2 protein-coding genes and 1 pseudogene are annotated in these 2,151 nt (G+C 68.2%); 2 read left to right on the forward strand and 1 reads right to left on the reverse strand.

Annotation, left to right across the window (positions count from 1 at the left end; translation table 11 throughout):
• Nucleotides 1-181 (reverse strand): annotated as a pseudogene (locus HUK84_RS15710) (aldehyde dehydrogenase family protein); the annotation flags it as partial.
• Between the two features lie 223 nt (nucleotides 182-404).
• Here HUK84_RS15710 and HUK84_RS15715 point away from each other — a divergent pair.
• A complete protein-coding gene (locus HUK84_RS15715; protein ID WP_176641121.1) occupies nucleotides 405-1,787 on the forward strand; it encodes an aminotransferase class III-fold pyridoxal phosphate-dependent enzyme in 1,383 nt (460 codons plus the stop codon).
• A gap of 41 nt (nucleotides 1,788-1,828) precedes the next feature.
• Nucleotides 1,829-2,131, forward strand: coding sequence for a (2Fe-2S)-binding protein (locus tag HUK84_RS15720; protein ID WP_176641122.1), 303 nt, complete (start codon nucleotides 1,829-1,831; stop codon nucleotides 2,129-2,131).
• Nucleotides 2,132-2,151 lie beyond the last annotated feature (20 nt).

Consider the following 2,151-nt stretch of genomic DNA (forward strand, 5'->3'; position numbering starts at 1 on the left):
CCCGCGCCAGCCGCACCGCGCGATCGACCATGAAGGCGTCCGCTTCCGGCAGCGCGCCCAGCAGGCGGCCATCCGACGGCGCATGGACCGGCAGCACGCCCGCCCCGCCGATCAGCTCTCCGCCGATGAAATGTCCCCAGGGCAGCGTGACCGAAGCAGGATCGAAACTCAATGCCGACATGAAACAACCACCTTGCGGAGCGTGGGCAAACCGTATCCGGCGCGACACTGCGCCCGGCGTCGCGGCGGGCGCAAACGGCAAAACGCGCGCCGCGCAAATTCGGAGATCTGTGCTTTTCCGGCCGCGATTACGGTATTTTCTGCTCTGGGATACGGCGTTTCTTGCAGGACATGCCACACGTTCCGGACGATGATCGTCGTCCTGATCCCGACAGGATACCGCCATGGATACCGCGCGCCTCATTTCGCTCGACCGCGAGCATCTGATCCATCCCGTCTCGTCCTGGCGCGGCCACGAGGCGGCTGGTGCCACCATCCTGGAGTCCGGCAAGGGCGCATGGCTGACGGACAGCGAGGGGCGGCGCCTGCTGGACGGGTTCGCCGGCCTGTGGTGCGTCAATACCGGCTATGGCTGCGACAGCGTGATCGAGGCGGGACGCAGGCAGCTTGAAAAACTTCCTTATGCCACGGGGTATTTCGGATTCTCCTGCGAACCGGCGATCGAGCTGGCCGCCCGCCTGACCCGCCATGCGCCGGGCACGCTGAATCGGATCTATTTCTCGCTGGGCGGGTCGGACGCGGTGGACGGCACGCTGCGCTTCATCCGCTATTACCAGAACGCACGCGGCATGCCGCAGAAACGGCACGTGATCGGGCTGGAGAAGGGCTATCACGGCTCGTCCTTCGCCGGGTCGGGCCTGACGGCGCTGCCGGTGTTCCACCGCGACGCGGACGTGCCCCTGCCGTGGCAGCACCATCTTCCCAGCCCCGATCCCTATCGCCATCCCGCCGGGCCGGATGGCGAGGCGATCATCCATGCGTCGGTCCGGGCGCTGCACGATATGGTCGCGTCGCTCGGCGGCCCGGACCAGGTGGCCGCGTTCTACTGCGAACTGGTGCAGGGGTCCGGCGGGGTGATCGTCCCGCCGGACGGATGGGCGCGCGCGATGCAGGCCGCCTGCCGCGAGCTGGACATCCTGTTCGTCGTCGACGAGGTGATCACCGGCTTCGGCCGCACCGGCCCGCTCTTCGCCTGCGCACATGAAGGGCTGGAGCCCGACATGATGACCGTCGCCAAGGGCCTGACCGCAGGCTATGCCCCGATGGGCGGCGTGTTCCTGTCCGATGCGGTGTACGAGACCATCCGCGACAACACCCCTCCGGGGGTCGCCATCGGCCATGGGCAGACCTACAGCGCCCATCCGGTCAGCGCGGCGATCGGCCTGGCGGTGCTGGACCTCTATGAGGGCGGCCTGCTGGACAACGGCGTGGCGGCGGGGCGCCACCTGGCCGCCAGGCTGGCGGGACTGGGCAACCATCCGCTGGTCGGCGCCACACGCGCCAAGGGCATGCTGGCGGGCATCGAGCTGGTGACGGACAAGGCGGCGAAGGCGAAGCCGGACCCGAAACTGGGCATCGCAGGAAAACTGGGGCGCTACGGCTACGAACAGGGTATCCTGTACCGGGCCTTCGCCGATGACGTGATCGGCCTGGCGCCGCCGCTCTGCTGCAGCATGGATGAGATCGACATCCTGTGCGACGGGATCGTCGCGGTCCTGGACCGCGTGATGCGGGACCCCCAGGTCGCGGACGCCATGCGGGGGTGACGGCGCCTTTTTCCGCTTCCTCCATCCGGATAAGAGGGATCATGCAGGTTCAGTTCCGACGTGTCGCCGAAACGGGGCGCAGGACCATCGCGCTGGTCATCGACGGCCGGGCGGTCGAGGCATGCGAGGGCGATACCCTGCTGGTGGCCATGATGACCAACACCACGCGCCTGCGGCAGAACGAGTTCGACCACCGGCCGCGCGCCGGGTTCTGCCTGATGGGCGCCTGCCAGGATTGCTGGGTCTGGACCGAGGACGGCGAACAGTTACGCGCCTGCTCGACCACGGCGCAGGACGGCATGCGCATCCGCACGCAGGAGGCCGCATGGACGACCGGCCAGTAATCGTCGTCGGCGCCGGGCCG

The sequence above is a fragment of the Nguyenibacter vanlangensis genome (assembly GCF_013376155.1).
In the GTDB taxonomy this organism is placed as follows: domain Bacteria; phylum Pseudomonadota; class Alphaproteobacteria; order Acetobacterales; family Acetobacteraceae; genus Gluconacetobacter; species Gluconacetobacter vanlangensis.